This is a genomic window from Rahnella perminowiae, from assembly GCF_019049755.1.
GTDB classification, from domain to species: domain Bacteria; phylum Pseudomonadota; class Gammaproteobacteria; order Enterobacterales; family Enterobacteriaceae; genus Rahnella; species Rahnella perminowiae.
On the sequence record NZ_JAFMOS010000596.1, the window covers coordinates 1 to 25,627 of the forward strand.

At 53.2% G+C, this 25,627-nt stretch carries 26 protein-coding genes and 1 pseudogene; 9 read left to right on the forward strand and 18 right to left on the reverse strand.

The window, feature by feature from the left end:
• The first annotated feature begins 380 nt into the window (after nt 1–380).
• Together J1785_RS18125 and J1785_RS18130 are read left to right on the forward strand one after the other, a co-directional pair.
• Nucleotides 381–848, forward strand: coding sequence for a GNAT family N-acetyltransferase (locus J1785_RS18125; RefSeq protein WP_129955535.1), 468 nt, complete (start codon nt 381–383; stop codon nt 846–848).
• A 262-nt stretch (nt 849–1,110) separates the two neighbouring features.
• On the forward strand, nt 1,111–1,647 hold the full coding sequence (locus J1785_RS18130) for a GNAT family N-acetyltransferase (RefSeq protein ID WP_129955534.1): 537 nt from the start codon (nt 1,111–1,113) through the stop codon (nt 1,645–1,647).
• A 68-nt stretch (nt 1,648–1,715) separates the two neighbouring features.
• Here the strand turns inward: J1785_RS18130 and J1785_RS18135 are convergent.
• From J1785_RS18135 to J1785_RS18165, 7 genes and pseudogenes are all read right to left on the reverse strand, one after another.
• Nucleotides 1,716–1,898, reverse strand: a pseudogene (locus J1785_RS18135) (VOC family protein); the annotation flags it as partial.
• Between the two features lie 129 nt (nt 1,899–2,027).
• Nucleotides 2,028–2,510, reverse strand: coding sequence for a glutathione peroxidase (locus tag J1785_RS18140; protein WP_129955532.1), 483 nt, complete (start codon nt 2,508–2,510; stop codon nt 2,028–2,030).
• 174 nt (nt 2,511–2,684) lie between these two features.
• The gene (locus J1785_RS18145) at nt 2,685–2,894 is read right to left on the reverse strand and encodes a DUF6434 domain-containing protein (protein ID WP_129955531.1); all 210 of its coding nucleotides are present in this window, start codon (nt 2,892–2,894) and stop codon (nt 2,685–2,687) included.
• A gap of 116 nt (nt 2,895–3,010) precedes the next feature.
• Nucleotides 3,011–3,658, reverse strand: coding sequence for a dTMP kinase (locus J1785_RS18150; protein ID WP_217220097.1), 648 nt, complete (start codon nt 3,656–3,658; stop codon nt 3,011–3,013).
• Between the two features lie 361 nt (nt 3,659–4,019).
• Nucleotides 4,020–4,487: a GNAT family N-acetyltransferase gene (locus J1785_RS18155; protein ID WP_129955529.1), complete on the reverse strand. Its 468-nt coding sequence runs from the start codon at nt 4,485–4,487 to the stop codon at nt 4,020–4,022.
• A 223-nt stretch (nt 4,488–4,710) separates the two neighbouring features.
• On the reverse strand, nt 4,711–6,054 hold the full coding sequence (locus J1785_RS18160; RefSeq protein ID WP_217220099.1) for an amidase: 1,344 nt from the start codon (nt 6,052–6,054) through the stop codon (nt 4,711–4,713).
• Entirely contained in the window at nt 6,054–6,794 is a 741-nt protein-coding gene (locus J1785_RS18165) for an MBL fold metallo-hydrolase (RefSeq protein WP_231572432.1), read from the reverse strand. The genes J1785_RS18160 and J1785_RS18165 overlap by 1 nt, the downstream gene beginning before the upstream one ends.
• 48 nt (nt 6,795–6,842) lie before the next feature.
• Between J1785_RS18165 and J1785_RS18170 the strand changes: the two genes are divergently transcribed.
• On the forward strand, nt 6,843–7,934 hold the full coding sequence (locus J1785_RS18170; RefSeq protein WP_238483271.1) for a LysR family transcriptional regulator: 1,092 nt from the start codon (nt 6,843–6,845) through the stop codon (nt 7,932–7,934).
• Nucleotides 7,935–8,207: 273 nt separating this feature from the next.
• Entirely contained in the window at nt 8,208–9,047 is an 840-nt protein-coding gene (locus tag J1785_RS18175; protein WP_129955526.1) for an MBL fold metallo-hydrolase, read from the forward strand.
• 23 nt (nt 9,048–9,070) lie between these two features.
• Here the strand turns inward: J1785_RS18175 and J1785_RS18180 are convergent, their stop codons facing one another.
• The 4 genes from J1785_RS18180 to J1785_RS18195 all read right to left on the reverse strand — a co-directional run bounded on the left by J1785_RS18180 (nt 9,071) and on the right by J1785_RS18195 (nt 14,722).
• On the reverse strand, nt 9,071–9,631 hold the full coding sequence (locus J1785_RS18180) for a diguanylate cyclase (RefSeq protein ID WP_217220101.1): 561 nt from the start codon (nt 9,629–9,631) through the stop codon (nt 9,071–9,073).
• A gap of 224 nt (nt 9,632–9,855) precedes the next feature.
• Nucleotides 9,856–12,927: an efflux RND transporter permease subunit gene (locus J1785_RS18185; protein ID WP_217220103.1), complete on the reverse strand. Its 3,072-nt coding sequence runs from the start codon at nt 12,925–12,927 to the stop codon at nt 9,856–9,858.
• Entirely contained in the window at nt 12,924–14,033 is a 1,110-nt protein-coding gene (locus J1785_RS18190) for an efflux RND transporter periplasmic adaptor subunit (protein ID WP_217220105.1), read from the reverse strand. The genes J1785_RS18185 and J1785_RS18190 overlap by 4 nt, the downstream gene beginning before the upstream one ends.
• Before the next feature lie 74 nt (nt 14,034–14,107).
• Complete coding sequence (locus J1785_RS18195) at nt 14,108–14,722, reverse strand: TetR/AcrR family transcriptional regulator (protein ID WP_129955522.1); 615 nt, start codon at nt 14,720–14,722, stop codon at nt 14,108–14,110.
• A 90-nt stretch (nt 14,723–14,812) separates the two neighbouring features.
• Between J1785_RS18195 and J1785_RS18200 the strand changes: the two genes are divergently transcribed.
• Complete coding sequence (locus J1785_RS18200; RefSeq protein ID WP_217220107.1) at nt 14,813–16,252, forward strand: efflux transporter outer membrane subunit; 1,440 nt, start codon at nt 14,813–14,815, stop codon at nt 16,250–16,252.
• A gap of 159 nt (nt 16,253–16,411) precedes the next feature.
• Here J1785_RS18200 and J1785_RS18205 read toward each other — a convergent pair whose 3' ends face one another.
• Both J1785_RS18205 and J1785_RS18210 read right to left on the reverse strand, forming a co-directional pair.
• A complete protein-coding gene (locus tag J1785_RS18205; protein WP_217220109.1) occupies nt 16,412–17,011 on the reverse strand; it encodes an NADPH-dependent F420 reductase in 600 nt (199 codons plus the stop codon).
• Between the two features lie 69 nt (nt 17,012–17,080).
• Nucleotides 17,081–17,815 carry an SDR family NAD(P)-dependent oxidoreductase gene (locus J1785_RS18210; protein ID WP_129955519.1) on the reverse strand — a complete coding sequence of 245 codons (735 nt, stop codon included), beginning with the start codon at nt 17,813–17,815 and terminating at the stop codon, nt 17,081–17,083.
• Nucleotides 17,816–17,927: 112 nt separating this feature from the next.
• Between J1785_RS18210 and J1785_RS18215 the strand changes: the two genes are divergently transcribed.
• The 3 genes from J1785_RS18215 to J1785_RS18225 all read left to right on the forward strand — a co-directional run bounded on the left by J1785_RS18215 (nt 17,928) and on the right by J1785_RS18225 (nt 20,245).
• Nucleotides 17,928–18,317, forward strand: coding sequence for a winged helix-turn-helix transcriptional regulator (locus tag J1785_RS18215; protein WP_129991792.1), 390 nt, complete (start codon nt 17,928–17,930; stop codon nt 18,315–18,317).
• A 117-nt stretch (nt 18,318–18,434) separates the two neighbouring features.
• Nucleotides 18,435–19,208, forward strand: a complete 774-nt coding sequence (locus J1785_RS18220) for an SDR family oxidoreductase (RefSeq protein ID WP_217220111.1) — start codon at nt 18,435–18,437, stop codon at nt 19,206–19,208.
• 128 nt (nt 19,209–19,336) lie between these two features.
• Nucleotides 19,337–20,245 carry a LysR family transcriptional regulator gene (locus J1785_RS18225; RefSeq protein WP_129955516.1) on the forward strand — a complete coding sequence of 303 codons (909 nt, stop codon included), beginning with the start codon at nt 19,337–19,339 and terminating at the stop codon, nt 20,243–20,245.
• Between the two features lie 58 nt (nt 20,246–20,303).
• Here the strand turns inward: J1785_RS18225 and J1785_RS18230 are convergent, their stop codons facing one another.
• From J1785_RS18230 to J1785_RS18240, 3 genes are all read right to left on the reverse strand, one after another.
• Entirely contained in the window at nt 20,304–21,512 is a 1,209-nt protein-coding gene (locus tag J1785_RS18230) for an MFS transporter (protein WP_217220113.1), read from the reverse strand.
• 172 nt (nt 21,513–21,684) lie between these two features.
• Complete coding sequence (locus J1785_RS18235) at nt 21,685–22,587, reverse strand: LysR family transcriptional regulator (protein WP_217138421.1); 903 nt, start codon at nt 22,585–22,587, stop codon at nt 21,685–21,687.
• 51 nt (nt 22,588–22,638) lie between these two features.
• Complete coding sequence (locus tag J1785_RS18240; protein ID WP_129955514.1) at nt 22,639–23,178, reverse strand: DUF2058 domain-containing protein; 540 nt, start codon at nt 23,176–23,178, stop codon at nt 22,639–22,641.
• Between the two features lie 221 nt (nt 23,179–23,399).
• Between J1785_RS18240 and J1785_RS18245 the strand changes: the two genes are divergently transcribed.
• Complete coding sequence (locus J1785_RS18245) at nt 23,400–23,588, forward strand: YjfB family protein (RefSeq protein WP_129955513.1); 189 nt, start codon at nt 23,400–23,402, stop codon at nt 23,586–23,588.
• 80 nt (nt 23,589–23,668) lie between these two features.
• Here the strand turns inward: J1785_RS18245 and J1785_RS18250 are convergent, their stop codons facing one another.
• Both J1785_RS18250 and J1785_RS18255 read right to left on the reverse strand, forming a co-directional pair.
• Nucleotides 23,669–24,658, reverse strand: coding sequence for an isopenicillin N synthase family dioxygenase (locus J1785_RS18250; RefSeq protein ID WP_129955512.1), 990 nt, complete (start codon nt 24,656–24,658; stop codon nt 23,669–23,671).
• A gap of 27 nt (nt 24,659–24,685) precedes the next feature.
• Nucleotides 24,686–25,627, reverse strand: a 942-nt coding sequence (locus tag J1785_RS18255) for an amidohydrolase family protein (RefSeq protein WP_217220115.1), incomplete at its 5' end; no start/stop codon positions are given.

The window sequence follows — 25,627 nt, forward strand, 5'->3', positions numbered from 1 at the left end:
TTTACCGCTGCTGGAAGACCAGAACCCAGTACGATGAAGCAAAGTATTTGCTGGCTCTCGAAGCGCGACACTCGCCCTTACTGAAGCCATAAAAAGCTTGTCGAATGTCTCAGGGCGTGAAGCGGACGTTACCTACCTGTTGAATTTGATGATAACGGGGAGATCCCAACTATCGAGTCAATCCTAAAAGCTAGGCCGCTAGCACGCCTTCTTACCTCATTTGCTCCCCCAACTGTACACTTTGGTTATTTTATCCAGTGTCAGTAATCTGGCAGTTGCAACGTCAAACTGGTGGTGCCAATCTGGTGTTAATTCGTCGAAAAACTGCAAAGCCTGCTATGTTGCACATGTTAGTGGTAGCCGAGCTTCAAGGAGTTTATATGAGCAAATCGCTTGACGTCGCCCTTTCGGTCCGCCGAGCGGAAGAAAATGAAGCGGAATTGGTGCGTGAGATAGTGCGCGCGGCCTATTCCAAATGGATTCCGGTCATTGGTCGTGAACCAACTCCGATGACGGCCGATTTTAATAAGGCCATCCGTGAGCATGACATTGACCTCGCCATTGTCGCAGGGGAAGTGGTCGGCCTGATCGAACTATGGCTCCAGGCCGATCATCTTTGGATCGAAAATGTTGCGGTACATCCCCACCGGCAAGGAATCGGAATCGGCCGTACATTGCTGGCACATGTTGAAAGTAAGGCAACTCAAGCGGAGCTTGGGGAAATTCGCCTGCAGACGAACGAGGCGTTCGAGGCGAACATCGCATTATATGCGACGCTCGGATATGAAATCGATAGACGTGAACCGTTCAAAGGTGGAACGACCGTCTTTATGAGCAAAAAACTGTAGTGGTTACTAAAACTGACCCCGGTACAAAGATTCCTTGATCATTTTAATGTGCGCTGATGACCCTGACCTGTCCGCTGAAGGATCAAGGGCGGCTGTGAGCGAGGAACGGACATAGCGACATTCGGATCTGTAAACTAGCATCGAAATCATTGCCAACAACTCTGTATGGTAATTGACGGTGAGGTGTTGCGAACCTGCTTTTCCCTAACTATAAAAACAGATATATAACTAACCTAATGAACACATTATTTAGGAAATTGTTTTGCAACTACAACTCACCAGACTGCATCTTCGCCCCGTAACTACATCTGACTTGAATGACCTTTTCAGAATTTATGGCGACCCGGCTACGAACACCTTTAACCCCGCAGGGCCATATCCTGACATACAGCATGCACAAATTGTTTTAGCTCGCTGGATCAACCACTGGGAAACTCACAGTTTTGGAAACTGGGCGATCTCTTTGCAGGATAGTCCTGAAAGGATCATTGGTTTTGGAGGTCTGAGCATCAGCAGTTATGCAGATATCGTAATTAATAACTTAGGATATCGTTTCGCCACAGAGGCATGGGGAAAAGGTCTGGCGACAGAGTTTTCGAAATACTCCGTCAGATATGGATTTGGTGAGTTAAAGCTGACTGAGATATCTGCCGTAGTTAGAGGAAACCACATGGCATCGCAGAAAGTTCTTCAAAAAGCCGGGTTGCAATACGTAAAAGAGATCCATGATGTGAAAGACGCGCCGCCTAGCCTGCTTTTTTCTCTTACACAGAGTGAATGGCTCAGACAATCAATGTGAGCGTATTTACGCTAAATCATGGATAGCTAAACTGAAGCTAAAGAAGCGCCCTACAGCGCTTTGGAAAATTAGTTATTCTGGTACAAGTCCCAGCGATTTCCAAAGAGATCCTCAAATACAACCACTGTCCCGTACTCTTCCTCACGTGGTTCCTCGCAAAATTGAACGCCTGCAGTCTTCATAGCGTCATAATCGCGCCAAAAATCATCGGTCTGAAGGAAAAGGAACACGCGGCCGCCACACTGATTACCGAATTAGGCTTAGAAAGGCAAGATATACAGTTATAGCGATCTGCAAATTCAATAAACTTTTGTACAGAGCCCATTCTCTTTATTTGTCGGAAGCTCTCTAAGTACGGGCTGTTCGGATGACAGGAATATTCAGATTTCAAGCGCAGTAAGGATTACGGCTTCCATTTTTTCCGGGGTGGAGATCGGAGCAAAACGCTTGAGCGGTTTGCCGTCGCGTCCGATCAGGAACTTAGTGAAGTTCCACTTGATCCGTCCACCCAGCACGCCGGGCAATTCGTTTTTCAGATACCTAAACACAGGGTGCGTAGCAGTTCCGTTGACCTCCACTTTCTCAAACATCGGGAAGCTCACTCCGTAGTTAATGTGACAAGTCTGTGCGATTTCGTCGGCACCGCCGGGTTCCTGCTTACCGAACTGGTTGCAGGGAAAACCGAGCACCATCAGCCCCTGTGCAGCATACTTCTTGTAGAGCGCTTCAAGGCCTGCGTATTGTGGTGTGAAGCCACAATGGCTGGCGGTATTCACCACCACAACCAGCTTGCCAGCGTAGTCGGCCATAGAGATAAGCTGACCACCCAGACTGGTGGCGGTAAGTTGATGAAAGGTGGTCATATCGGGGTCCTCAGAACACATTTACAAAGTCGAACGAAAAGAATAACAAACAGGCGACCTTTAACCTGCTCGCCATCGGTTAACACACCATGATGATAGTCGTGTCCGCTTCTGGTAAAGCGCTACTGAAGCAACACGAAGGGACTGCAATGAGCGAGGAGCTAGTTTGGTTTATTAAAACGAATGTCTGCGCTTCCACTCATTTACAACATCACCCAAAGTTTTTGGATCATCATTACGTATCCACATCATAAATTCACGATCGAATCGAAAATCTTCACCACACTCCTTAATCATGAAACGACGAACGTTTTGTGTATTTTTATAGTTTTTATCAATGCTGGTGGTACTGGTCAGTGATGAGCTATGCCAATCGGTTTTCAATTTACTCACTCCTAAGATGAAAAGGTTGACTAGAAATTAAGATACTCACTGGCATAAGATGCCGAAATTTTGCGATAGCGTTGCATCGATCAGTTGAACTCACAGCAAGGAGCCGGTCAGGAACCGCTGCCCGCAAAACCAGTGCCAGCGGGGCATCCCGGCACTCTGTAGATCTCAGATATCACCTGCCTCGTTGCGTCTTCGATCGTTCCTTCATTACGGCATAAAAACCAGCCCTGATATGCAATTTCTCGCTCGAACGCTTCGGTACAAGCGACATGCTCTTCCAGCTTATGAATCACCGTACTACTCAGCCCGCGTGTTCGGGCTGCGGCTCTCGCCCATGAAATATCAGGCGCAGTTACAACCCCGACATGCAGGTCTGGCACTCGCACGTTTCGTTCCATATTAAGCTGTAAAATCTCTGCGAATGGAACCCTGCGGCGAAACGCAGCATCCGACGGGTACCAGCGATCCATCAAGATAATGCTGTCAGGTGGCTGCTTAGTCAGAACGTGCCGGGAAATCCAGGCACGGCTGTCAGCAAAGCGCTCACAAATCTCCAGTTCCAAATCCAGGGTGGGATTTCTGACGAACCTGTTCACAAGGGCCATTGTTTCCCCCCTGCTGGGATCGCTTTTTTTCTCGCAAAGTCGGATCACCTTCTTGTTGTCTGCCCTGAGTACTTTCGTAATGGCTTCCAGCAGTGTGGTTTTACCGGCTCCCTTCGGCCCGTCCAGAGAAACAAACACCTGACGGCTCATTCTTTAAATGACGATTGATATGCGGTTGTTGTAAAGCTTGAATCTGGCAAAAGCATCGTACTTCCTTCGTATGAACAGCTGATCACCCTCTCCGCTCGCTGGAGCCGCTTAATGCGTCAGCGCGAGCCCTATGGAGGGCTTTTATAAACAGACACTGATGAACATTCAAGCAATGTTTCTCACTGGATAGGTTCAGGATCATATTGCTGGCGATAAAGAAGCACGTGACCTGCCTGACAGGCTGGGAAAGCCAAAAGGCCCGCTTAAGTTGCCTTAGGCGAGCCTTTTAAAATTTAGCTCATCGGACTGGGATTACCCTGGATATGAACTGAATGATAAATAAGCCGAATATGAGTGTTGGTCAGCCAGGCTTTTTTCTATCGGTATAAATATCAGGTCGGGTAATTGTCCATGCATAGTTTTCCCGATTTACGGGCTCGTAGCCAAACTTTTCATAAAGCCAGGGTGCTGTTGTTGTGAACAGCATGATCCTCCGAAGCTGCCCGAACACAGGGTGATTATGTATGCATTCCATAACCCATCTTCCCAGCCCTTCTCCATGATATTCTTCAAGAATATACACATCGCAAAGATAAGCAAATGTAGCATAATCGGTTATCAGGCGAGCGAAACCTATCTGGATTTCATTATGATAAACGCCAAAGTTAAGGCTGTTTTCTATTGATGCGAAGACAATATCCAGATGAATACCTTTAGCCCAGGTGGACCTTGTCAGATACCGGTGGATAGCCTGTACATCCAGTTTTTCTCTGTCTGTACTTACCAGGTAGTCATTCTTATGCCATTCATGTTTCTCTGAAATACTCACTTTAATTCCTGTCTCAGGGATTTAGGGAAATCTGGCTTTATCATTCGATGGAATAATTATACTGCCTGAATCGCTCCGGGTTAGCCGGACCTCAATCTGTTTTTCATAATGGAAACTTGTTGTCAACCTATTATATTTAGGATCCACGAGCAAAGGCTTTACCTATAGATGGCGCGCAGGTCTGTCTGTGATAACAGGTTATCACTGTGGATATGAAGAGGCGTTAATCTGCCGCGCCGTTTTGCTCCTTCAGGAATACATTTAGCAGTAAGTCCTCTCTGTCACGTAAGGCGAGAAGCTCCAGCCCAAGCGGAAAGCCTTGTTCGTCAAATCCTACAGGAAAAGTCAGCGCAGGTGTCCCGCTGGTCGCTGCCAACAAGGCGTTGCTGCCCGTTTGAGTTTCTCCGTGTTTGACCGGCGGATGACGCATGACCGGATAGGCGAGAAGATTGATATCGTGGTCGGCAAACAAGGCTTTCAGTAAATTATAAAAATCACGTTGCCGCTGCTGTACACCACGATATTCAGGGCTATTTGTCCCGGCGTGCTCTGCACGCGCCCTGAATACGGCGTCAAGTTGCGGATGGTGAATATTGGCGGCCACGATTTCCTGAAGCGATGTAAAACTGGCCTGCGGTCTGGCACTCAAAAATGCGTTTAATGACTCCGCAAACTCGTAAGCGATAATATTGGCCGCCTCAGCGAGCGAATCTAAAGAGGTAACACCGACCGTTACGACTTCGGCACCGATATTCTGCACAGCGGCCCGCATTTTATTTCTGCTCGTGTCGCTGATATCGTTAAAAGCACTGTCAAGCCAGCCAATACGTAATGTTTCCCCCCGGGGCGGGAAACTTTTACCCGTCATCACTTCAGTCACCCACCGCAAATCTTTGGCATGGCGTACCAGCGGGCCAGCAATATCCTGTGTTGGAGACAACGGCACAATGCCTGCCATCGTAACGCTGCCCCGTGTCGGCCGCAGGCCATAAAGCAGATTAAAAGCGGCAGGAATTCGCACCGACCCTGCTGTATCCGTACCGACAGCAAAGGGAACATAACCTGCTGCGACTGCGACCGCGGAACCACTGCTTGAGCCGCCAGGGTTATAGCCCGGTCGGTAGGCGTTATGGGTATAACCGCTCAGTGATGAGGCGCCCGTAATGCCAGCCGCCAGTTCATGCATGGCCGTTTTACCCAACAGGATTGCCCCTTCTTCACGCAGACGTTTCACCAGAGGTGCATCATGGTCTGCAATAATCCCCAGCAGCGCTTTTGATCCCGCCGTTGTCGGCCATCCTGCAACATCAATATTGTCTTTAACCAGCAGAGGGATACCTTCCAGCCTGCCGCAGGGATGGCCGCGCCGCCGTTTTTCATCGCTCGCGATGGCAGCCTGTCTTGCCTCATCAGCATAGAGCCAGGTAATGGCGTTCAGGGCGGGCTCGCGCTCAGCAATAATCGCCAGTGCAAACTCCGTCAACGCCGCTGCACAAGTCTCACCATTCTGCAATTTTTGCAGTAATTCAGTGACGGATGCTTTTGCATAATCCTCTTGTCGGAACATTATTCTTCCTCCGGCGTTTGCCACTGATAACGCTGACTGCCGTCATACCTGACCCTGCCGAAAGAAGCACCTGCAAAGTGCGAACTGAACCAGATTGCCTGATGCTCTAATGCCCAGTCGATTGCTTTACGGCGTGAAAGGGATGCCTGCGGTTTATTTTCGCAGAAAACCGAATTCCAATGCGGATGTTCAAACTGCACTTCATGGTGCATCAGATCCCCGGTAAATATGGCGTGCTGTTGGTCTGAGACCAGGAGTAAAGAGCCATGGTCATCACTGTGACCGGGCGTTGGCATATAGCGCAAGACGCCGGAAAATAACGGCGACTGTTCAATGTCGATAGCATCCAGCTGGCCGCTTTTTATCAGCGGCAGAATGCTGTCGCGATACAGCTCCTGCCTGCCGGGATCGGCCTGACACTTCGCGAGCTCCCGGGCCGAACAAACATAACGTGCATGTGGAAAAAGGGGCTGCCACTCGCCTTCATTCCAATGCGTATTCCAGCCAACGTGATCGGTATGGATATGCGTCATTAACACTAACGAGACCTGTTCCGCAGCGATCCCGGTCTGTTTCAGACGTTCAAGATAATCGCTGTTAAGATGGTCAAATAAAGGGATACCCCCTCTGTTCCTGCCATTTCCCGTCGCCGTATCTATCAGGATGATATCTTCCGGGGTTTTCACCAGCCAGCTATGAATGGAAAGCCCGACCGCAGCATCTTCAGGATAATTTATCATCTCATCGAGATGGTCGGGAAATAGCTGCCTCAGGGGAAAGGAAGTTGTTTGTTCCGTTATTTTCTCAACCTGACATTGCCCTACGGTTATTCTCATTTATTCCTCCACTTCATTACATCGCCGCGAATGCCTGACGGCTTGTCCGCTCTGAATGAGAGAACTATACTCACGCTTCGTGAATTAATTAAATTGATTAAAATAATGACCCTCATTAATCCAAATGATTTTAGTCGCATAGATCTTAATTTACTCGTGGTGCTCATCGTGATGTATGAAGAGCGCAACGTCACCCAGGCTGCACACAGGCTGCACCTTGGACAACCCGCAGTGAGTGCAGCCCTCAGGCGGTTGCGCAGCATGTTTAACGAAGCGTTATTTGTGAGAACGACTCAGGGCATGATGCCTACGCCAAGGACCTGCGAGCTGATACAAGCGCTGACGCCCCTGATGGCACAATTACAGGCCCTGGTTCTCAATCCACCCCGCTTTAATCCGGAAAAGGATAAGTTAACCTTCCATATCGGTATGAGCGACTGGATTGAGCACTGGCTGATGCCGGATCTGCTGGCCGGGATTATGCACGAAGCCCCACAGGTTTCGATCAATGCAGTGGCCACTGATCCGTGGAAGGTGGTGAGTGCGCTTGAGCAGAACAAGGTCGATTTATCCATCACTGTCGGGCAGGAAACATCACGTGATTTGCGGCGGGAAAAGCTCACGTGTGCCGGATTTAAAACGCTCTGGGACCCCGGACAAATCGACATAACCAAACCGCTGACGGTTGCGGAATTCGTTCATTATGAACACTTGCTGATTTCCTACCGGGGGGCCAGTCAGAGTGCGATGGACAGTAGCCTGGAAAAAGCAGGGGTAGCACGGAGAGTACGCTATGTTTCCAGCCACTTTTCCACATTGCCGCTCATGCTCAGTCAGATGCCCTTGTTCGCCACGGTCCCCATGATGCTGGTAGATGACTGGTGCCGGCGGTATGGTTTCCAGTCAGACTCTGTGCCGGTACATATGCCGCCCTTTGAACTCGCCCTGTTATGGCATCGCAATCGTGACAGTGATGCTGCAACCCTGTGGATGTTAAATAAAATTCGTCAGCTAATTGCGAAAAAATTATCTGTTATCCGCTGATCGTTGCCAGAGTGCAGCTTACCGGGCTGGTAGGTACCAGAAGCTGACAGCAACGGGCAGGTTACACTGTTCGCTTATACGCATAATAAATCACACTGAGATTATTCTTATAAAAACTTCCCAACTGTGAAGATAATTTAATGATGAATTAACGATTGCGGCAATACCTGTCAATCAGGATTGTTACCGCCCCACTCAAAATGACATCGTCATTTTATTTACCCGCAGGATAAGGTCTGGCGTTCCGGTCATTTCGGGAGGAAGAGACAATATATGAAAGTTCATCATCTTAATTGCGGGTGTATGTGCCCGGTAGGCGGCGCACTATTTGATGGTTTCAGTAAAGGTATTTATGCGCATCTGGTCTGCCATTGTCTGCTTATAGAAACTGACCGGGACGGACTGGTACTGGTAGATACAGGGTTCGGGCGGGATGATATCCGTCAGCCGGAAAAACGGCTGTCGGGCTTTTTCCGGCTGATGAATAATATTCAAAAACGGGAGACGCTGACCGCCCGTTCGCGCATAGAGGCGCTGGGGTTCAGCGCAGAGGATGTCCGTCACATTATCCTTACACATCTTGATTTTGACCATGCGGGCGGGCTGACGGACTTCCCTGCTGCGCGCATACATTTACTGCAAACTGAAATCGATACCGCACAGCAGCGACACAGCTGGCTGGCCCGTGAGCGCTACCGGCCCGGCCAGTGGAGCGGTATGTCTGGCTGGACAGGCTATCAATGCCGGGGAGAAAAATGGTACGGCTTCGAGGCGGTTACGGCTCTGCAAGGATTGCCACCGGAAATCCTGCTGGTGCCGCTGGCGGGTCATACGCGGGGGCATGCAGGCATTGCCGTAAGCCAGCCGCAAGGCTGGCTGCTGCATGGGGGTGATGCCTGGTTCTATCGGGGCGAAATGGACCTGCAAACGCCCCGCTGTACACCCGGCCTGCGTTTTTACCAGTGGATGATGGCGGTGGATAACGGAGCCCGACATCGTACCCAACAGCAATTACGGGAACTGTTTAGCCGCTATAATCAAGACATTACTTTCTTTTGCAGCCATGACGCCAGAGAATTAAATGCTTTCATCTCAGACGGAGAAACTGATTAACTCCGCTGCATTTATTTTGCCATTCAGGAGGATTCTTTTTTCTGATACCTTCTGCCACGGAAATACTCTTCAAGGTAAGGAAGGAGTTCAAACAAAATTATGCCTGAAAAAATCACAACGATATAAGTAACGGGTAAAGGATCGGCACGCAACCGTATATCAAAACTGCCCGCCGCGTCGTTAAGACCCATAAGGGCAAGGAATTCATTCCAGTGTCGGGAAATAATTAATAACAGTGCCATCAGGGGGAGCATTTCCAGGAAACTGTGAATATGTTGTTCTACTGGCGTAACCTTACGGGCGCTGACCGCATAACTTACATCCCACAAAGCGGTTATTTCATGCAGAAAAAACATCACTATCATAAAGGCAATGATCAGCGCATTGACGTCGAGGAATAAAGCGGCGAGCAGGGGTAAACCCATCTCCAGAAACATCAGAATATGAATCCAGGTTTCTTTTACACCCGTTGTTCGCTCGATCCCCGTCGCACGGTGACATAGCCAGTCGCAAAAACCAGCCGCCAGCCAGACAGGCAGAATGAACCAGAGCAGTATAATCAATTGCGGATCGGTGTTATGCATATTCCTTTCCCGTCGTTATCCGGATAATCAATTACAAGCTTAGTACAGAACTAAATGGCGTAAACTCACCCCCTTTCATTGTCAAAAAACTGAGCGGACTCTGCCTTCGTGATTAAAAAATCATCTCAGTAAGGTTGAAGAAAAATGGGTATTTTACTCCCGTTCTTCTTCACCTTATCGATCCGCTGATTCTCATCCGCAGATGCTTATACCAGTACCTGACTTTACTGAGATGGCTGATTGTCAGGACGTATCCTGAACCAGATGGCATACATTGCCGGCAGGAACACCAGTGTAATGATGGTGCCGCCAAACGTCCCGCCAATCAGGGTATAGGCCAGCGTGCCCCAGAATACCGAGTGCGTCAGCGGGATAAAGGCCAGAATAGCTGCCATCGCCGTCAGCAACACCGGTCGGGCCCGCTGCACCGTCGCCTCCACCACCGCATCGAATGGCACCAGCCCCTCCTGTTCATTGTGATGGATCTGCCCTATCAGAATCAGGGTGTTACGCATCAGAATGCCCGACAGCGCGATTAAGCCTACCAGCGCATTGATGCCAAACGGCTGGTTGAAAAGCAGCAGCGTGGGCACCACGCCAACCAGCCCCAGTGGCGCGGTGAGGAATACCATCACCATGGCCGACATCGACCGTACCTGCAGAATAATGATCAACAACGTCATGGCAATCATGATAGGAAACAGCGGTGCCATCGCCTGGGTGGCTTTTCCGGATTCTTCAATCGACCCCGCCTGCTCAATGCGGTAACCCGCCGGAAGCTTATCAATGACCGGCTGCAAGGCTTTGGTCATTGCAGTGGACACATCCGGCGGCTGCAGGTTTTCGGCAATATCCCCCCGCACGGTAATGGTCGGCGTACGATCGCGACGGCGCAGAACAGGATCTTCCATTTGCACCTCAACTTCACCGATCTGAGACAACGGAATGCGCTGACCGGAAGAACCTACTAAGGTAAAGCCCGCTATTTTTGCCGGGTCGAGCCGGATATCTCCCGCCGCGCGCCCCATGACCTGCACCGAACGGATATCTTCACGCACCGAGGTGATCGGAACGCCTGAAAGCAGGAACTGAAGCTGCTGCGCGACCGCATTCGATGTCAGCCCCACCGCCTGCAGGCGGTCCTGATTGAGCGTGAAATGCAGCGCCGGTACCCGTGGTCCCCAGTCGGTGTTGACGGTCCTCATCATCGGGCTGGCCTGCATCACCTTTTCGACCTGGTCTGCAATTTCACGCAGCCTGGTGGGATCCGGCCCCATGACCCGGTAGGCCACCGGATAAGGAGAATACGGACCAAACACCAGCTGGGTCACGCGCACGCGCGCCTCCGGTGCCAGACCACCGGCCGCCGCTTCACGCAGTCTTAACTTGAGCGCCTCGCGTGCTTCCTGACTGTCCGTCAGCACGACAATTTTCGCAAACGACGGATCGGGCAGCTCAGGCGCCATGGCCAGATAAAAACGTGGTGACCCTTGCCCGATGTAGGACGTAATGATTTTTGCCTCTTTCTGCTTTCTCAGCCAGGCTTCAATTTTGGCCGTGGTGGCACTGGTCTGCTCAATCGCGGTGCCATAAGGCATCTGCACTTCAACCAGTACCTCCGGGCGGTCGGAGGTCGGGAAAAATTGTTTTTTCACCAGCCCCATGCCAAGGATAGCGACCGTAAATATGGCAATAACGGTACCGGCGACTATCCACTTGCGCGCGATGACTCGGGTCAGTAGCCGGCGAAAACGGTTGTAATGGCGGGTGTTGTAAATCGCCGCATGCCCGCCCTCTACCGTTTTGATTTTCGGCAGCATTTTCACGCCCAGATAAGGCGTAAACACCACCGCCACGACCCAGGAAGCAATCAGGGCAATACCGACAATCCAGAACATATTGCTGGTGTATTCACCGGCGGTGGACTGGGCAAAACCGTTGGGCATAAAACCGACGGCGGTGACCAGCGTACCGGCGAGCATCGGTGCCGCCGTGTGACTCCAGGCATAGGCGGAGGCTTTGATGCGGTCGTAGCCCTCTTCCATTTTCACCACCATCATTTCGATGGCGATGATGGCATCATCGACCAGCAACCCGAGCGCCAGGATCAGCGAGCCCAGGGTAATGCGGTCAAAGTTTTTGCCGGAAGCCTCCATCACCACGAAGACGATCGCCAGCGTTAACGGCACCGCTGCGGCCACCACCACGCCCACGCGCCACCCCATACTGACGAAGCAGACCACCATCACCACCAGCAGCGCGACAAAGAATTTGATCATGAACTCATCAACGGCGGAGCTGATATTGACTGACTGATCCGTGACCTTGGTCAGGGTCATGCCCAGCGGCATACCCTCATTGATTTTGGCCGTTTCCGCATCCAGCGCCTTACCCAGATCCAGACCGTTCCAGCCGTCCCGCATAACGATGCCCAGCAGCAGCGCCGGTTCCCCCTGATTGCGGATCATGAAGGTCGCCGGGTCCTCATAACCCCGTTCAACCGTTGCGATGTCAGAAAGCTGCAGGGTTCTGCCCTGAACAACGATGGGCGTTTGGCGGATTTTCTCCAGTTTGTCGAAGGCGCCGTCCAGGCGGATAAAGACCTGCGGCCCGTGGGTATCAATCGAACCGGCAGGCGTCAGGACGTTCTGGCTGTTAAGGGCGGAGAAAATATCCTGAGGCGAAATGCCCAGCGTGGCCAGCCGGTCATGTGAGAACGAGACAAAGATACGTTCAGCCTGTTCACCGATGATATTGACTTTCTTGACCCCCGGCACATGCAGAATTTGCTGGCGCAACGCTTCCGCATCGCGCACCAGCAGCCGCTGTGGCTCCCCTTTCGCCTTCAGCGCAAAGAGCGCAAAGGTCACGTCGGAGAATTCATCATTGACCATCGGCCCGATGACGCCTGCGGGCAGGTTTTTAGCCTCATCGCCCAGCTTTTTACGCGCCTGATAGAATTCTTCCTGCACCTGTGAAGGTGGCGTACTGTCCTGCAGTGACAGCATGGTAAAAGCCAGTCCGGGACGTGTGTAGGTCTCACTCCGGTCATACCACTTCAGTTCCTGCATACGCTTTTCAAGCGGTTCAGCCACCTGATCCTGCATCTCCTGCGCGGTGGCACCCGGCCAGGCGGAGATGATCGTCATCTGCTTGACGGTAAACGGCGGATCTTCAGCCCGCCCCAGTTCGAAAAAGGAGAGAATGCCCGCGACCGTAATCAGGATAATAAGAAACAGGGTGATTGAGCGCTCGCGCACGGCAAGCGCTGAAAGGTTGAACCGCCCCCCGCTCATGGCTGGCTCCCGGCGACGCTGGCATCGCTCTGTTCAGCCATGCGTACGGTCTCACCTTCATGCAGCAGATGTGCACCCAGCGCGACCACCTGTTCACCCGGCTTAAGGGAACCGGTCACCCTCGCCGCATCGTCACCCAATCCCTGTACCTGAACGGACCGCCATGACACTTTGGCGGGCTTACCCGAAATCTCCCAGACACCCGGCCCCTTGCCAGGATCGTAGAGGGCCGCTAAAGGCACCTGCATCACCTGATCCGGTAATTTATCGTCTGCAATATGCAGCGTAACGGTGGATCCCAGCGGCGCATTTGCCAGTGCGCCCTCAAGCACATATCTCGCCTCGAAGGTGCGTGTTACCGGATCCGCCGCATCGGAAAGGAGCCGCAGTTTCGCAGGGACTGTCTGCTTACCGGTACCGTACAACGTGGCCTGCGCCTCGCTTCCGGCTGCCGGGCGTAACGTCTCGGGCAACTGCACGATGGCTTCGCGCAGCCCTGCCCTGGCCAGCCGGACCACAGGCTGCCCGGCACTGACCACCTGACCGGGTTCAGCCAGCGTGTCCATGACCACGCCGTCGGCATCGGCCAGCAGTACGGCGTAACCCGTCGCATTTTGCGCCACATTGGCCTGTGCCTGAGCAGCGCTGAGTTCAGCTTTGGCCGTGTCGGCGGCGGCCTTTATCTGATCGTAAGCCGATGCTGATACGGCGCCGGCCGCAACCAGACCGCGATAGCGCACCTCGTCGTCAGTCGTTTGTTTTGCACGGGCCCGCGCAGCCGCGACGGCCTGTTGCTGAGCCTGCGCCTGCAGGCTCAGGTCAACCGGATCCAGACGCATCAATGGCTGGCCGCGTTTGACGGTCTGACCGGTGTCGACCAGACGTTCAAGAATTTTGCCCTGCACTCTGAAACCCAGGTCGCTTTGAATCCGGGCGACAACAACGCCGGTAAATGCGCGGGAGGCACCGGCAGCACTGACTACGGTCGCAGGCCTGACCAGAGGAGGCTGAGTACGGGGATCGTCGGTACCGGAAGAGTCACCGCAGCCCGCAAGGGCAAGCGGCAACAGGCAAACAGCAAAGGTGGCAGGATTAAGCCTGAGCATGGGTTCCCTTATTGATTTAACAGGACAGTAACCGCATTCTCAGACTAGTGACCAATAATGTCAATAGTCACCATTCAGGGTGACAGACTTCTCAGTATCAGCGAGGACAGAAGCGCAGCCGCTGCCGGTGCCGTTTCCAGATTGTATTGCAACTGCACCGGGCTGATGTAAGGTCGCATGACCAGATATATCGCATGCGCCGCCTCGTCCAGCGGCGTTTTTCGCTCAAACTCCCCGCTCTGCCGCCCTTCAACAATGATGTCCTCAATCAGCTGTCGCAACCGTTCTTCATGGGCTTCTGCCGACGGCCACTTATCACGCGCCGCGACGGCGGCAATGTCGTAAAGCCTGCGATCGTGAAAAAACAAATCACTGCCGGCTTCCGTCAGTGCCCGGAATAAACGCCGCAATTTTTCGGAGGCCGACGGGGCATCTGCAATCGCTGAATTGACAATCGCCATGATCATCGCCAGCCGGTTGCTGCAGATCACCTCACCGATCGCCTGCTTAGAGTCGAAAAATTTGTAGATATAAGATTTTGAAAATCCTATAGATTTAGCCAGCTCGGACACCGTGGTTTTCTCATAGCCAAAATGCCCGAAATGCTCGGTGGCCGCATCAACAACCTGATCGCGGACGCTGTGATCCGAAGGCCCCCGCGGGGGATGTACATTTGTCTGTTTAGTCATTTTTCCAGCTTAGCTCAATTGAGCCCTGATTGACAACGAGTGACCATTTGGTAATGTAGTCACACCTCAAAACTCACTCAAGGTATATCAATGTTCCCCCTACGTACTCTTGCGCTGGTGGTGAGCACCGGCTTGCTGGCGGGTTGCACCGTCGGTCCGGATTATCATCGCCCGGCGGTGCCACTTCCGGAACACTATCAGACTCAGCCTGCCCTCCGGGAGAGAAGCGTATCCCCACCCGCCAGTTTTACCGTCTGGTGGAACGGCTTTGGCGATCCCCTGCTGAGTCAGTTCGTTTCGGACGCCCTCGCGCAGAATCTCGATCTGGCGCAGGCCACTGCCCGGATGAACCAGTCCCGCGCCGGACTGGGCGCAGCCACAGCAGCGCTGTTGCCCTCAGGGAACATCAGCGGACAAGCGGCACGCGCGTATCAGTCAGCCGAAACCCCGCTGGGTCAGGTTCTCAGCGCAACGCCGGATTATAATCGCTACGGCAATAGCTATGAAACCGATCTTAACGCAAGCTGGGAGATTGATGTTTTCGGCGGGCTGCGACGCGGTCGCCAGGCTGCGCTGGCTGATTATCAGGCCTCTGAAGCGGGCGTCGCCGCGACCCGCCTTGCTGTCGCCGCTCAGACTGCCGATATCTATATTACCCTGCGCGGATTACAGGCCCGTCTGGCCATCGCGGATAAACAGGTCAGCACGCAACAGGCGCTGCTGGAAAAGGTACAGCTCCTGAACGCTAAAGGACTCGCGCCGGCGTATCAGGTTCGCCAGACCGAAGGGGAACTGGCACAGGTTGAGGCCACCGTACCGGTTCTGCGCACGGGGATAGATGCGGCCATGAATGCATTAGACGTTATGCTCGGCACGCCGCCCGGCACCCACCGGGCTGAGTTAGCGTTGCCGGGGGCCATACCGCAGGTACCCCAGATAACCTCAACGGGTACACCTGCCGACCTGTTGCGCCGCAGACCCGATATTATCGTGGCGGAACGTCATCTCGCCGCCTCAAGTGCGCGTATCGGCGTGGCCGTCAGTGAGTATTATCCGAAGTTTTCACTCACGGCACTGCTCGGCAGTGCAACGGCAGTCTCAGGCAGCAACCTGTTCTCCGGCGGTGCCAGCCAGTCGGCCGGCGTGCTGGGGCTGCGCTGGCGGCTCTTTGATTTTGGTCGCATCAATGCTCAGATAGAGCAGGCGAAGGGCCAGGAACAGGAGGCGCTCGCGGCCTATCGCCTGTCGGTATTACGCGCGACTGAAGATGTCGAGAATGCCTTCTCCGCCCTGGTCAATCGTGAAACACAGACAGCCACGCTGACCCGGGGAGAATCTGCCCTGGCCAGCGCCCGCCAGTCATCTTTTATCGCTTACCGGCAGGGAACGGCCAGCCTGATGGACGTCCTTCACAATGATGAGACCCTGTTACAGGCTTCCGATGCCAGAGCGCAGGCCCAGACAGAATCCGCACGCGCCGCTGTCGCGACGTTCAGGGCGCTCGGCGGGGGCTGGCAGCCGCCCGGTTAACAGATAAGGGTTCATCAGGTTGCTTATTTATCAACCCATGACGGGCAGAAGGCCATCCCGGTCAGAAGAACTCAAGACAGAAAAGCCCGCTTACAGACATCTGAGCGGGCTTTTTGCTTTCACGATTGAAACCGGGCACCGGCGGCAAATCAGGATATGTCAGTCAAACCTGACCATGTCCTTAAAAATCAGCTGCCCCCAGTGCTTTCCGCGTGCCTGTACAAGCAATCCGCCCTGTGAAAGACCGCCCAGTTTGACCGGTGAGAATCCGAGAGTTTCGGCAAGCACACCCACTTTATCAGCTGCATCCTCATCGTCGCCCGCCAGAAAAACGACTCGTCTGCCACCCTGTACCGCCGGGTCCTGGCCGAGGACACCTGCGCCCAAATGATTAAAGCCCTTGACCAGTTTTCCTCCCGTGAAAGCCTGCGCGACTACGCAGGAGGAAGGCTGGTCACCCAGTTGCTCAGGAGGAATGCCGTAGGCATTGGTGACATCAATGATGATCTTTCCCTTCCAGTCCGCTAGCACCTTCGCGACATCCGGGTGAGACTCGAAACGGACAGCCAAAAAGAGGATGTCTGCCCTGACGGCGTCCGCCAATTTTTGGGCAATGATCCCCGGTCCGATCGCGGCGGCATCGGCTGCAAAACTTTCAGGGTCGCGTGTGGTCGCCACGGATACGTCGATACCGCTGCGGGCAAATGCCCTGGCAAGGGCCTGTCCAATCTGGCCGAAGCCAATAATGGCGTATGTCATATTTACTCCTTTGGTGAATACAGCCTGGCCCGCTCCGGTTGATCGAATCGAACAGCCAGGCGTGGTATATCAGAGTTGCGCCAGGCCGCCATCAACGGCGACCTCGCTGGCTGTCATGAAACTGCTGTCCGGCGAGGCAAGAAAGGCCGCCACCGCGCCGATCTCTGCAGGTTCGGCCATGCGCTGGAGCGGCGTCATCGCGGCGAACGCTTTCTGCCCCTCCTCTCCCAGTGCGTCCCTGGCAAGTTCGGTCGCGGTGGCGCCTGGCGAGAGTACATTTACCCGGATACCGGTTCCCTTCAGATCTTCCGCCCAGCTCCGCGCGAGGTTTCGTACCGCCGCCTTGCTCGCGCTGTAGGCGCTGAATGCCGGGGCACCGGTGGTGCCGGCGCTTGAACCGGTCAGGATAACTGAACCCCCCGGGCCCATCAGCGGCAGTGCCTTCTGTACCGTAAAGATCGTACCCTTGACGTTAGTCTCGAAGGTTTCGTCAATATGCTCCGCGGTGAGCTGGCCAAGCGGAAGCGGTCCTCCTGCACCGGCATTGGCGAAAACAATGTCGAGCGTTCCGCGTTCGGCCCGCACGGCGGCATAAAGCCGATCAAGGTCAGCCTCATCGGAAACCGAGCCTTTCACCCCGCGGGCATGACTGCCAAGTTCCGCTACTGCGGCGTCAAGCTTTTCCTGCCGGCGGCCGAAGATGAAGACGAAAGCGCCCTCCTCAATGAAGCGTTTTGCTGCGGCAAAGCCGATGCCGGTCGCGCCTCCGGTGATCACGGCAGTTTTTCCATTCAGTCTGTTCATGTCATGAATCCTTCTGGTGAGTGGTACGCAAGCAGTAAGCAGCTTGCTTGCGGGCCAGTGTGCGACCGTGGTAACCTGTGGTCAAGTATGCACCTTTTGGTAACCACCTAAAATGACAACACAATTTCAAACTGAAATTTGCGGCACCGGCTGCGGGCTGAACACAACACTGCGTATCATCTCGGGCAAGTGGAAGCCGCTGGTTCTTTTTTTTCTGCGCGACGGGCCGAAGCGTTATGGTGAGCTCAGGCGTTTGATAGCCGGCGTCAGCAATAAGGTGCTGATCCAGCAACTGAAGGATCTTGAGGCTGACCAGGTACTGGCAAGGACTGATTATCAGGAAATCCCGCCGCGCGTTGACTACGCACTGACCCCGCTCGGTCGCAGTCTGGCCGAAGCCATCATGCCGCTGTGTGCCTGGGGAACGGCGAATAGTGAAGAAATGGCCAGCATCTATGCCAGCCGCGATCCTTCCCCCCTGAAGGATGCGGAAAGTCTCTGAGCCGGACTGCCTTTAATTAGTCTGATTTTCTGGATTGTCTATTCGGCGTTGGGGTGCTTATTTCAAGGGGATTAATGTCTAGACTCAGCTTTCTGACAGAAACCTAAGGAGCACACCATGGCAGACCATTCTATCAAAGGCAAAATTGTGATCATCGCGGGCGGGGCTAAGAATCTCGGCGGACTGATCGCCCGCGACTTAGCCGCTCAGGGGGCGAAAGCCATCGCCATTCATTATAACAACACCTCCTCAAAGACAGATGCCGATGAAACCCTGGCCGCCATCGAAGCCGCAGGTGCGCAGGCTGTGGCATTTCAGGCCGATCTGACGACCGCTGCCGCCGTCGAAAAACTCTTTGCCGATACCATTGCCGCCATTGGCAAGCCGGATATCGCGATCAACACCGTGGGCAAAGTTCTCAAAAAACCCATAGCGGAAATAAGCGAAACTGAATACGACGAAATGGCAGCCGTAAACGCGAAAACCGCCTTCTTCTTCCTCAAAGAAGCCGGTAAAAATCTCAACGATAACGGTAAAATCTGCACGATCGTCACCTCGCTTCTTGGCGCCTATACGCCGTATTATGCCGCTTACGCGGGCACGAAAGCCCCGGTAGAGCATTACACACGGGCGGCTTCCAAAGAATTTGGCGAGCGTGGTATTTCGGTCACGGCAGTAGGACCGGGTCCGATGGATACACCTTTCTTTTATCCTGCAGAAGGCGCTGATGCTGTGGCGTATCATAAAACTGCAGCCGCGCTCTCTCCTTTCAGCAAAACGGGACTGACCGGTATTGAAGATGTGGTGCCTTTTATCCGTCATCTGGTGAGCGAAGGATGGTGGATCACCGGCCAGACAATATTGATTAACGGCGGCTACACCACTAAATAGCCGGTGGCATGCGCATATCGTACTGAAACAAAGAGGGGGGATATTCCGGGGATCAGGGAATATCCCCCCTCTGCCGGGGATACACAGCAATAGCGATTTTTAGCCTATAAAACAACGAGACAGGAAAGATGGACAGGTTCAACCAATATCGCATCTTCGCGCAGGTAGCAGACATGGGAAGCTTTGTCCGGGCCGCCGGCGCACTCTCTGTGCCGCGAGCCTCCGTTTCTGCCGCCATCCAGCAATTAGAGTCGCAACTGGGGGTAAGACTGTTGCACCGTACCACCCGCACGGTGCGGCTGACGGCTGACGGGGAGCTGTTACTCGAACGTATACGCCCTTTACTGGCAGAAGTGGAGGATATCGACCAGTCATTTCAGCTCAGTCAGCACCAGGTTTCAGGGAAGCTTACCATCGATGTGCCGAGCCGCATTGCCCGACGCCTGATTGCTCCGGCTCTGCCGGAATTATTGCGATGCCATCCCCGGTTACAACTGGTTCTCGGGTCATCGGACAAGGCAATCGATCTGGTCCAGGATGGTGTGGATTGCGCCATTCGTGTGGGCGTATTGCATGACAGCAGCCTGGTCGTTCGTACCCTGGGACACATCACCCTCATCAACTGCGCCAGCCCTGCCTATCTGAGCGAACACGGACTCCCCTCCCAGCCGGACGATCTTGCCGGAGGGCATCAGGCAATCGGTTATATTTCATCCAAAACGGGTAAAGAGTTGCTATGGGAGTATCAGTCAAAGGACGGCCACATACACAGTGTCAGTATCCCCAACCAGGTTACGGTGAACACTGCAGAAAGCTATATTGCCTGCTGCCTGGCAGGTCTTGGGCTGATACAAATCCCCCGCTTCGATGTGCAACATCTGCTGGCGACCGGGGATTTGGTGGAGGTCATGCCAGATTACCGGGCGGCTTCCATGCCGGTATCCTTTATCTATCCGCATCGCCGTCAGCGCTCCCGGAGGCTGGCTGTCTTCCATTCATGGTTTGAGATACTGATACACCCCCATCTGGATAATTGAACCATCCCGTTTCATGCTATAAACGCTCCGTTTTACTTTATATTCATGTTGGAACTGATTATTCGCCGACCGGCGCTTTACAATGCTTCCTTGATGAAACATACGTAGATAGATAAATACCGCCCCCTAATAAACAACATATTATCAGATAGCCCGTCAGCGCCTTCTCCAGAGACCCATGATCCATCATTACGCTCAGGGAGAACGGGAGCCAGTTACCGACATATCCCATGATATAGAGCAGATTTATTATGTGTGCCCGCTGACGCTGTCTGGCCACCCTATTGACGATGGTTGCCGCACCGACCAGTATGGCCCCGTAGGCGAAGCCTTCCAGCATGACTGAAATGAACAAAAGCCCGGGACTTATTGCATAAACACTCATAAGTGCGAGTAAGACAGCTGCAAGCTGGGCAGTAACGCCTGTTCTTAGCGATGAATAGTGGTGCCTCTTTCTCATTATTAACTGGGTGATACCCGCCACAACCAGAAACGCAGAGAGTGAGTAGCTCACCCGTTGCACGCTGATAATATGGAAATAGCTATGTGCCAGCGTGGGGCCCTGGGACATAAACGTAGAGGCCATGGCCCATGAAAGAAATATGGCCATGCAGCACACGGTAACATCTCGCAAAGTAAGCCCCGGTGTCTGAACCGTGATTTTTTTCGATACACTCAGTACGGGGGGGAGGCTTTTATTTATCTGTAAACGATTATTCCAGACTCCTGCCACAGACATTACCACCAGAATAAGAAGGATAATGTAAGGGGCTTCAAGGGTATAAAAATGATGATGTACGATATTCCCTGTGACTAATGGTCCGATAGCCTGCCCCAAAATTAATGAAGCTGCGGCAGTCAGTGCCGCCGTGTTACTGACCTCCGTATCGAATATTTTAATCAATGACCGGTTAATATATGCCATTAGAATACCTGAACCCAATCCGGTTATAAATCTGTCAGAAATAAGCATGAGAATATTATCTGCAAACATCATAAGAATCGCTGAAAGCAGTACACACCCCAAACCCGCATATATCGGCCTGGTATATAACTCAGCCCTGATATTAACTTTAGCCGTCAATAATAATGCGAACAGAACGCCGGCGGCGTATACGCCAAATACTGTCATTATTTGTGACGCGCTGAATCCATATAAACGAATGTATACGGGATACAGAGGAGTAGGCAAACTGCTGCTGAGCATGCCGGAAAAAAAGGCCAGCGCCAGTGCCAGCCCTGCCCGTGATGATTGTCTGTCTGACATAGTAATTTCTGCTATTTGTGATGAATGAATACATTCTGTGAAAGTGAACAAAACGGTACCATAAACCCTCAGGCAGGGGATTCGGAGCGCAGGCAAACCCACTGTGAATCCGGTTCACAGGAGACAAAGGAAGAGGGAGAAACAACGAATGCCAGGCGGACCGGCAGGTTCCTCAGAGACGCCAGGGATGCCGGGCTATCTGTTTTTCCATGAATTCAATAAAACAGCGGATACGCGGGCTGAGATGCTGCCTTTGCGCGTAAATGACATAAAGAGGTTCCCTGAGCGGAGACCGGAATGCCTCCAGAAGCGGAATTAACCGCCCCTCTTTCACATCCTGGTGGATATGAAAGTCTGCCAGCCGGACGATTCCTTCCCCCCGGATGGCCAGATCACGAAGCAAATCACCCTGCGACAGTGAGGCAACGGGTTTGACCGGGAAGATAAGACTTTGCTGGCCTTCGGCGAACACCCAGTGATTCCAGTGGCTTTCAAAATTAAAGTGAAAACAGCGGTGGTCGATCAGTTCGCGCGGATGAGCAGGTGCGCCGTATTTTTCAATATAGGCAGGCGACGCACAGGTAACCCACTGGCTCTCACCGATACGACGGGCAATGCGGGAAGAACTGGCCAGCACTCCCCCATATATGGCCAGATCCAGACCTTTATCAAAGTCGTCACGGTAAACCGGCCCCGTTTCAATATCTACGCGTAAAGCCGGGTAAGCCTCTATAAAAGCAGGCAACCACGGCAGTATCTGATAGCGGGCAAAGGTATTCATGGTCCGGATTTTAAGTTGCCCGCGGATACGGTTTGGCATGTTCTCAGCCAGCGAGTCCGCCTCGGCCATTGCATCCACCACGGCGCGGGCACTCTTCAGATAAACCTGCCCCTCTTCTGTCAGTGTTAACGTCCTCGTTCCACGAAAGAAAAGTCTGACCTGCAACCGGGTCTCCAGCCGTCTGATGAGTTTGCTCATCGCTGAAGGGGTCAGCCCGTTTGCCCGCGCAGCGGCAGAAAAGTTGCCGTATTCATAGGCCCATATGAATGCCAGTAGCTGATTGTAATTATCCATCTTGTCCCAGTTACCGATGTGATCCTTTTTGAACTGCCGGGGAAAACGAAACTACCACATCAAATCATCAGGCACTTTGAAATCAGCATAAGGATCTTCTTCATCCTGCTCTTCCTGACTCAGCGCACTGTTTAATACAATACTGCTGGCATCGCGCTGGGCAATCTTATCCGCCACGCTGGCAGGAATAATGGCGTACTGACTCTCGCCGCTGCCATCAGCAACCAGACGCGCGATGGCGAGACGGCCGCTAATCAGCTGAGACTGCGTGGCCTTATCCACCACCATTTTTTTAATCAGGTTATTATCGGTAAAGTTAAAATCTATATTCCCTTTTGGAATGAGAATTTTATTCATTTCAATCAGTTGCTTCACCTGAGCTTTATATTCTTTCGATAACGCGGCCTGTTTTTGTTGTTCGCTCAGTTGCTTATCACGCTCCATCTGCGCTTTTTTATTTTCTTCCACCGCTTCTCTTGCCTCACGCGCCTGAACACGTGATTTTTTCGCCGTTCTCTGGACTTTGGCCATTTTTTTACTGGTCACTAATCCCGCTTTCAGCAGTTGTTCTTGTAAGGAGAGTTTTGTCATTTTCGTTTCTAAACCGGTTGAATAATGCGGGGGATTATAACCGTAATTCCTGAGGCTATACAGGTTACAGCACCTTTTCATCTTCCGGCCGGACGTCGGCGGTTCTTTCGGTGGCGGCGTCAGTCTTATTTTCCTCTCAAGTTATGCCGGAAATTGCCGATACCTTTTCAGTTCTACGCCCGGATCAGTTCCTTTTATGTTGTACCGAACAGGAGAGCAAAATGGATGTATCGCAAATTGCATCGCTGGCAACCAGCCTCAATAGCCTGGATACCAGTAATCAGGTGAACAATATCCTGCTGAAAAAGTCACTGGATACTCAGCAGACGGCAGTAGCCAGTATGATTGATTCGATCCCGCAGTTGCCTGCTAACCCGGCGATCGGACGCAATATCAATACCACTGCCTGACCGGCGATCGGTTGTTGAACTTTGCCCAATAAAAAAGCCCGCCGGAGCACACCAGGCGGGCTTATTGCTTTTATATGCCTTTATCCCTTCGCGAAATTGGCCTGAATACGCTGTTGCAGATAATCTTCAGCGCTGATGGCCGGATATTTGGCCTGCGGCCCCAGAATTTCGACATCTTTGTTGGCCTGGCAGAAAAACGCCAGGCTGTAGCGCGCGCCCTGATATTCACCGGGCAGCGGACTTCTGACCCGGTGGAAATTTGACGGCAACTGATCGTCGCTCCAGCGCATCAGCATATCGCCGATATTGCAGGTGATCACGTCTTCACGCGGTTCGATACTGGTCCACTGCTGGCTTTCGCGATCCTTGCCCGGACACACCTGCAAGCCGCCCTGACCGGGACGCTGGAAGAGCAGCGTCAGGCAGTCGAAATCGGTGTGCGCACCGGCACGCCACATCCCCTGCTCTGATTGTTCAGTAGCGTAGTAATGCAGCATGCGCAGTGTACTCTGATAGGTTGGCTGATAAGGATCGTGTGCCTGTTCGAAAAAGTGCTCCGGGAAACCCAGCCTCAGCGCAAAACAAGACAGCAATTTCATGCCCAGTTGCCAGCACTGTGATTCAAAACTCAGCATGGTATGTTTAAACGCAGGCAGTTCCTGTTCGTCTGGCCACAGCGAAGCCATCAGCGGCCGGGTAATCTGATAAGATTCCTTTTGATCCGGCGTTTTGGTTGACGGACGCACCTGCGATTTATTTTCCCAACCGGCGTTACGCGCCAGAGGATACTGAGCTTTCACGTCCTCAGGCAGCGCAAAAAAATCCTCTGTCATGCTGAATGCCTGGCGGATATCGTCCAGTGCGATACCGTGATTACTCACCTGAAAGAAACCGATTTCCACGGCGGCCAGCCAGAGTTCATCGGCAATTTCGCTTTTCCGGTTTTCGAAATCTGCAAGATCAATGCAGCGAACTTCACGGGCAAACGTCTCTTCGCCCATCGCGCCCATTCCCGCTTCTTTTTCCAGTTCCTGTAAGGCATAGCCTGATGTTGATGTGGATTGTGTCATGATTTTTATCCTTCTGAATCAATAAGGTTAGCCCGCAGCACGCTGTTGCAGGATACGAACGGCAGACATGGCCTCATGACGCATTGCCTCCAGGTCAAGCCCGGGGATGACATCGTTTTCGACGATAACGTGGCCGTTGACCATCAGCGCCTTAAGGGACGCCCGGCCGCCGCAGGCCACCGGCCCGATGGCCATGTCATGCAGGCCGAAGTAACGCGGGTCATCCAGCCGGTAAATGGCGATATCAGCCTGCATGCCCACCTGCACGGTGCCGCTCCGTTGCAGTCCGAGGATTTGTGCCCCGCCCGCGCTGCCCCAGCGCACCACGTCTTCAATGGAAGCGGCGTCACCGCCCCCCTCAAACGTTCCGCCGTCATAGCGCGGTTTCGCCAGCATGCCTTTTCTGGCGCGCTGTAAAAGCCACGCAGCATGTGCTTCACTTTGCATATCCGCGGCCTCGTTTGATGCCGCGCCGTCCACCCCCAGCGAAACCGGAACACCCGCCTGTTCCAGCGCCAGCAGGTCAGCAATGCCGCTGCCCAGACGCCCGTTGCTTTGCGGACAATGCGCAATTCCGGTGCGGGTTTGTCCCAGCAGCGTAATCTCCTGCGGCAATAACTTCACCAGATGCGCGAACCACACGTCATCGCCCAGCCAGTCATGTTCCGCGCAAAACTGTACCGGCGTCATGTTGAATTTCTCGCGTGCCGCATCGAGATAATCCACGGTTTCTGACAAATGACTGTGCAGCCGGATACCTAAACGGCGTGCCAGTTTCGCCATTTCGCGCAACTGCGCACCGGGTGCCGAATGCAACAACGTGGTCGGTGCCATCACCACGCGGCGCAGCGATGCCGGTTCAGGGTCGTGATAGCGGTCAACCAGCCGCTCCATGTCCGCCATGTAATGGTCGAAGCTTTCCGGACGCAATGCCTGCGGCAAATCCTGCTCAATCGCCCGCCCCTGCGT